General features: G+C 72.2%; 6 protein-coding genes. 1 reads left to right on the top strand and 5 read right to left on the bottom strand.

Annotated elements, in window-relative coordinates; genetic code table 11:
* Positions 1-353: 353 nt before the first annotated feature.
* A complete protein-coding gene (locus tag VF647_12825; GenBank protein HEX8452977.1) occupies positions 354-2,147 on the bottom strand; it encodes a DEAD/DEAH box helicase in 1,794 nt (597 codons plus the stop codon).
* Between the two features lie 144 nt (positions 2,148-2,291).
* Between VF647_12825 and VF647_12820 the strand changes: the two genes are divergently transcribed.
* Positions 2,292-3,512 (top strand): CoA transferase, encoded by a 1,221-nt coding sequence (locus VF647_12820; protein HEX8452976.1) that lies wholly within the window; start codon positions 2,292-2,294, stop codon positions 3,510-3,512.
* A 235-nt stretch (positions 3,513-3,747) separates the two neighbouring features.
* Here the strand turns inward: VF647_12820 and VF647_12815 are convergent, their stop codons facing one another.
* The 4 genes from VF647_12815 to VF647_12800 form a co-directional block, all read right to left on the bottom strand.
* Positions 3,748-4,584: a DUF899 domain-containing protein gene (locus tag VF647_12815; protein HEX8452975.1), complete on the bottom strand. Its 837-nt coding sequence runs from the start codon at positions 4,582-4,584 to the stop codon at positions 3,748-3,750.
* An 82-nt stretch (positions 4,585-4,666) separates the two neighbouring features.
* Entirely contained in the window at positions 4,667-5,248 is a 582-nt protein-coding gene (locus tag VF647_12810; protein ID HEX8452974.1) for a dihydrofolate reductase family protein, read from the bottom strand.
* Positions 5,249-5,329: 81 nt separating this feature from the next.
* Positions 5,330-5,605 (bottom strand): Lar family restriction alleviation protein, encoded by a 276-nt coding sequence (locus VF647_12805; protein ID HEX8452973.1) that lies wholly within the window; start codon positions 5,603-5,605, stop codon positions 5,330-5,332.
* A 73-nt stretch (positions 5,606-5,678) separates the two neighbouring features.
* Positions 5,679-6,104 carry a MarR family winged helix-turn-helix transcriptional regulator gene (locus VF647_12800; GenBank protein HEX8452972.1) on the bottom strand — a complete coding sequence of 142 codons (426 nt, stop codon included), beginning with the start codon at positions 6,102-6,104 and terminating at the stop codon, positions 5,679-5,681.
* Positions 6,105-6,421 lie beyond the last annotated feature (317 nt).

The raw sequence follows: 6,421 nt of genomic DNA, 5'->3' as shown, positions 1-6,421 counted from the left end.
CTCCCCCGCCTGCGGGGGCGCAGGGCGGGTGAGGGGGAGAACTGCCATGCCGGTCGCACAGATCCTGTAGGGGCGCGATTCATCGCGCCCGTGCCCGCCGCCGCGCCGATGCCCGCCCCCTCGCACCAATGCCGGTAGGGGCAGACCTGCGTGTCTGCCCACCCCTGCCTCCGCCGCGACGCCCGCTCACGCACACCAATCCCGTAGGGGCCGCCCCACGTGGCTGCCCGTGCCCGCCCCGGCGCGGCGCCCTGCCGCCCGGCACCAACGCACGCCAAACGCCCCTCCCCCAGGTGGTGTTGGGGGAGGGGCCGCGAGGTGACGAGCGGGGGAGGGGGCCCTGCCCGCCCCCCCTACTCGTCCCGGGGCCTGCGGTTCGGCGGACGTCGGAAGCCACCCTCGGCCCCGCCGCGGTCGCGCGGCGGTCCGCCGCCCTCACGCCGAGGCCCGCGGTCCTCGCGGCGGGGACCGAAGCCACCCTCGCGGCGCGGACCCCCGGCGCCACGCGGACCGCCCGCGCCGCCCGGCTTGCGCGTGCTCCCGCGGTCGTGGTCCGCGCGCACGGAGCGGCCCTTGATGGTGGTGCCGTTGAGCGCCGCGATCACCCGCTCCGCCAGCTCCGCCGGAACCTCGACAATGGAAAAGGTGTCGCGGATGTCCACCTTGCCGATCTGCGAGCCGGGGATGTCCGTCTCGCCGGCGATGGTGCCCACCAGGTCGCCCGCGCGCACGCCGTCGCGCTCGCCGATGCTGACGAAGAGGCGCGCGTACGCCGCGACCGCGTTGCCGAGGGTGCTGCGCTCGGGGGCGGCGGCTGTGGTAGCGGGACGGGCGCGCGGGGCGTCGCGGGTGACCGCCGGCGCCGCGGGCTCAGACGCCGGAGCCTTGCGCCGCAGCAGCGCGGCCACGGCGGCGGCCACCTCGGCCGGAGTGAAATCCTCGAAGAGCGGCTCCAGCACCAGCATCTGAGCGGAGATGTCCTCCTCGCGGATGGCGCGGCGGATGGTGGCGCGGAAGGCCCGGACGTCGTCACGCCCCGCCGGCTCCTCGCCGCTGATGCCGGCCGGATGCGGCTCCAGGAGCGCGCGCTGGGCGATCTGCCGCAGGTGCGCCAGCTCGCGCGGCAGGAGGAGGACGAAGCCCGTCATCTCCCCGCCGTGCAGCGCGCGGAGCGTGACCTCGTCCGCCGGGACGTCGAAGGAGATCACCGTCGCCGGGTTGCCGCCCAGCGTGGCGGTGATCTCCTCCGGGCCGGCGCCGGAGGAAAGGACCGCCACGTCCACGTCGTCGTCGCCCGCCTCGCCCGCGATGAAGCCGCGCAGGGCGAGCGCCTCAGCAACCTGCGCGGCGCGCTCTTCGCTGCGGCACACCAGCACCGGGGGCGCGTCGCCGTCGCGGTCGCCGCCCAGCAGGCGGGCCACCGTCTCCAGCTTCTCGCGCTCCGAGACGATCACGTAGCCGAATACGCCCGTCGCGCTCTGCGGCTCCACCGATGCGGGATCGGCGGGGGTGGGCGGGTAGCGGAGGGCGCGCTTGATGCGCCGGTCCACCATGTCCTCTACCCCGGGCGTCATGTCGGCGCTGAACAGGACGCGCTGGGCGGCGCGCGGGGCGTGGTCGAAGAGCGTCTCCGCCGCTTCCCAGCCGCCCATCGCCTCGATCTCCGACGCGCCGTCCACCACGATCGCCTCCAGCGACTCCAGCTTGACGCCCGAGGTGCGCACCGCTTCGAGCACCTCAGCCGGCGTGGCGACCAGGATGTCCGCCTCGCCCGCGGCGGTGCCCCACCCGCGGCCCGAAGCGGTCACCGTGAGCCCCACGGCCTGCGCCAGCGGCACCAGCTCCAGGGTGGCGCGCTCGGCGTGCTCGGGCGAGGCGGCGAGTACCAGTACGCGCGTGCCGGTGGTCTCTTCGGCCTCTTCCGCGGCGGCGTCGTCCGCCTCCTCGCGCGCTTCGATGCGGTCCAGCACGCCCAGCCCGTAGGCCAGCGTCTTGCCGGCGCCGCTCCCGGCGCGCGCCACCAGGTTCCCCTCGCGCCGCAGCACGGGGATGGCGGCCTGCTGGAGGGCGGTGGGGCGCTCGAAGCCGCCCTCCTCCAGCGCCGCGAGGAGCGGCTCGCGAAGCCCGAGGTCGTTGAACGAAGCCATATCTGTCAGTCCGGTGAATGTCTCGTGGGTACGAAAGCCGGGGAAGATAGCCCCTCGCAAAGAGTTTGCCTACCGCGAGACGTTGACGCGCCACGGCCCCAGCCGGTATCCTCCGCCCCTTCCACCCACCCCGAGCACCCGACGATGTCCGATCCGCGCCCCACCCACGACGCACCGCCGCTGGCCGGTATCCGCGTGCTGGACCTGAGCCGCGTCCTCGCCGGCCCGCTCTGCACCATGGTGCTGGGCGACCTGGGCGCGGACGTCATCAAGGTGGAGCGCCCCGGCTCTGGCGACGACACGCGCCAGTGGGGGCCGCCCTGGGCCGGCGACGAGTCCGCGTACTTCCTGTGCGTCAACCGCAACAAGCGCTCGGTGGTGGCGGATCTGAAGAGTGAGGCGGGGCAGGCGCTCGTCCGCCGCCTGGCGCGCGAGGCTGACGTGGTGTTGGAGAATTTCGCGCCGGGGATGCTGGACGGCTGGGGTCTCGGCTACGACGACCTCGCGCGCGACAACCCGCGCCTCGTCTTCTGCTCTATCACCGGCTACGGCAGCGACGGGCCGGAGGCGGGGCGCCCCGGCTACGACTTCGCCGTGCAGGCGCGCGCCGGGTGGATGGCGGTCACGGGCGAGCCGGAGGGCGCGCCGTCCAAGGTGGGCGTGGCGGTGGTGGACGTGCTGACGGGGCAGAACGCGGCCATCGCCGTGCTCGCCGCCCTGCGCGAGCGCGACCGCAGCGGGCGCGGGCAGCGTGTGGAGGTGTCGCTCTGGGATTCGGCGCTGGCGGGGCTGGTGAACGTGACGCAGGCCGCGCTCGTCACCGGCCGCGAGCCGCGGCGCTACGGAAACGCGCACGCCACCATCGTCCCCTACCAGGCCTTCGATGCGGCCGACCGCGCCGTCGTGGTGGCGGTCGGCAACGATGCCCAGTGGCGCCGCCTCTGCGCCGCCATCGGCGCCGACGCACTGGGCGCCGATCCGCGCTTCGCCACCAACCCCGGCCGCGTGGAGCACCGCGATGCCGTGGCCGGCGCCCTGGCCGAGCTGTTCCGCACCGCGCCCGCCGATCACTGGCTGGCGCGCATGGAGGAGGCCGGCGTCCCCTGCGCCCCCGTGCAGTCGGTGGGCGAAGCGCTGCGCGACCCGGCCCTCACCGAACGCGATGGGGTGTGGTGGATGGAAGGCGACTCGTTCGGCCGCGTGGGCACCATCGCATCCCCCTTGCGCTTCGACCGCACGCCCGCCGCCCTTCGCCACCCCGCCCCCGCGCTGGGCGAGCACTCCGCGGAAATCGAGGCGACCGGCTGGGGCACGGCCCCCTCCCCCCGGCCCCCTCCCCCGCCTGCGGGGGCGCAGGGCGGGTGAGGGGGAGAACTGCCGTACGTACGGCAAATGCCTGCCCCCTCACCGCACCCCGCCGCCGCGCCAGACCGCTTCAGCGGTCTTCCCGTGGTTCCAGCCGGGGATTCATTCATTTCATCCCCCGGTGACACGGCACCGGTCTAGGCTAGCGCGCACCAACCCCGCCCCGAACCTGCGAAGGCAGGTTTCCCGCGGTTGTTGCAGCGGTTTCAACCGCCGGTTATCCGGGGATGCACCCTCACGACCCGCAGCAGCTCTCCCCCGCCGCCCCCGCCGTCGCCGCAACCGCCGGCTGCGCGGCCGCACCCCCGGCCGCAACTCCATCATACCGGTCGTGGTGGCGGAGCCAGCCCATACCCTCGCCGTTCAGGTCCGGCATCCCGTCCCACCCCTCCATCCGGCCGCCCGGGGTGAGGTCGAGGAGCTGGTAGGTGGAGAGGATCGCGTCCAGGCCACGGCCGTAGGTGGAGTAGCTGTGAAAGACGCGGTCGCCGTCGCGCACGAAGACGCTGAGGCCGGGCTGCTCGCCCTTGAGGTGGTAGTTCTCGCCCGCGGCCCGAAGCGCGTCGGCGTCGCGGAAGTTGTACTCGACGGGGGCGACTGACTCGTCCAGGGTGACGTGGAAGTCGTAGTTGAAGTCGCTGCCGAACGAGGAGACCCAGGGCACCGTCCACCCCATGCGCTCCTTGAACGGCAGGATCTTCGACATCGGCGCGCGGGAGACGAAGACGAGCGACGTGTCGCGCGCGTGGAGGTGCGCCAGGTGCCCGACGTTGTCCGCCAGGTGCGAGCAGCCGGGGCACCCCTCGTCCTCGTCCGGATCGAACATGAAGTGGTAGACGATGAGCTGCCGGTGCTCGCCGAAGAGGTCGCGCAGGCTCAGCCGGTCGCCACTTGGGCACTCGAAGACGTACTCCTTGTCGATTTCCACCATCGGGAGCGTGCGGCGCTCGGCGTTCAGCGCGTCGCGGGCGCGGGTCGCCTCCTTTTCCTTGGCCAGGAGCTCCAGGCGCGCGGCGCGCCACTCCTCGCGCGATACGATGCGCGGGCCGGGTTCCGTGTTCAGGGTCAGCATGTGGGGCTCCTTGTGAAGAGGGCACTACGCGCGGGTGCGCAGGTGCTTAGCGAGGCGGTCGTGGCTCGACGCTTTGGGCGAGCTACCCGTCCTTCAACGGCCCCAGGACCTTGTAATGGCTGAGGAGGGCGCCGGTCGGCAGCGCCTTCGTGCTGACGAACTCGAACTTGCGCGCCGGGGTACCCTCCGCGAAGAAGCGCTTCCCCGTGCCCAGCAGGGCGGGATAGACGACCAGCACGACCTCTTCCGCGAGCCCGTGCTCGAGAATGGTGGACGTCAGCGTGGAGCTGCCCGAGAGGACGAGATCCGGGCCGTCCTGCGACTTGATGCGGCGAACGTCCTCGACGAGGTCCGGCCCCACGGCCTCGAACGGGCCCCACTGCAGGCTCTCCGGACGATGCGTGGCGACGTACTTGGTCGCCGCGTTGAGGCGGTCTCCGAACGGACTGCTCGGCGCCGTCGGCCAGAAGCCCGACCAGCTGTCGTAGGTGCGCCGGCCGAGGAGCAGATCGAACTCCTCGCCATGCGCGGCGAGCAACTGGTCCCGGCCGGCGGGGGTGCGGTAGGGCGCCGTCCAGTCGGAGTACGGAAAGGTGCCGTCGTCGTCGGAAACCTGCATCACACCGTCCAGCGAGATGTGTTCGATGACCTTGAGCTTTCTCATCAGGTGGTGCCTCCTGGGTTAGATCCGTGCCGGGACTTCTTACTACGGAAACGACGAACGGGACGCCGTGAATTCGACAGGTCAGCCGGCGCAGGCAGATTCGGCGCAGCGGTGGCGCGGCTCGGCCGGAGCGTCCGCGTTTGCGCGCCCGTTCCACGCCGCGCGCAGCTCGCCGGCGAACGCGCGGAGCAGGTACTCCGTCTTCGGTGCGACCCCGCACGCTGTGCCTGCGCAGACGACGCGGATGCTCTCGCCGCGCCAGGGGTCCGCCTCCACCGTGGCCGCGCCGCCGCAGAAAGGGCAGGGGAGAAGGGGTCCGATGGACTGCCGCAATGGATGAACTGTGCTTTCTATCACGTGGTCCTTCCTTCAGCATGGGTGCAGGCGCCTGATCGTCGAATCGCGGATGTTTTGATCTCCATCTATCGCATCAAAGCCGGGCGGCGGCGGAGGTCGCGTCGAAGCGGTCGCGCAGGTCGAGCGCTGCATCCGCGCCGAGCGCGGATACGACGCGCGCGTGCGCTTCCGTCCAGAGCGGGAGCGCATCCGCCACCATGCGCTCCCCCGCCGGCGTCAGCAGCGCGAGCCGCACCCGCCGGTCTGCGGGGAGCCGCTCGATGCGCATCAGCCCCGCCTTCTCCAGCGGCCGCAGGTTGCGCGAGAGCGTGGTGCCGTCCATCGCCAGGATGTCGGCGAGGCGGGCCATCGTCGCGCCCTCGCCGCCGCACATCGTCACCGCGTTGAGCAGGGTGAGCTGCGTCGCCTGGATCCCCAGGGGGCGCAGCGCGTCGTCGTACATCCTCGTCAGCGCGCGCGACACTCGCCGCGCCCTGAAGCAGAGGCAGTCGGCGGTCATCACGCGGGCGGCATCCTGGTGTTTTTCTGTCATCCTGAACAATGCGCCTCTGAGTCTTTGTCCGTCCCAATCTCGTGGCGCGTAGCGAAGGATCTACTGCGCGTTCCGAGGGGCTCGTGGTTACCCGCCGGCCTCCCGCCTCGCCGGCTAGATCCTTCGGTCGCCGCAGGAGATAATCGTGCATCGCGGGCCTGGGTGCGGGCGGCTCCCTCAGGATGACAAAAGGGGGGACGCGACGCCTTGGCACTTGGCACTTGGCACTTGGCACTTGGCACTTGGCACTTCGCACTTGGCACCACCGCCTGATCTGTCATCCT

The sequence above is a fragment of the Longimicrobium sp. genome (assembly GCA_036387335.1).
GTDB lineage: Bacteria > Gemmatimonadota > Gemmatimonadetes > Longimicrobiales > Longimicrobiaceae > Longimicrobium.
The sequence above is the reverse complement of the archived record's forward strand: the minus strand, read 5'-3'. Positions and strand labels throughout refer to the sequence as shown.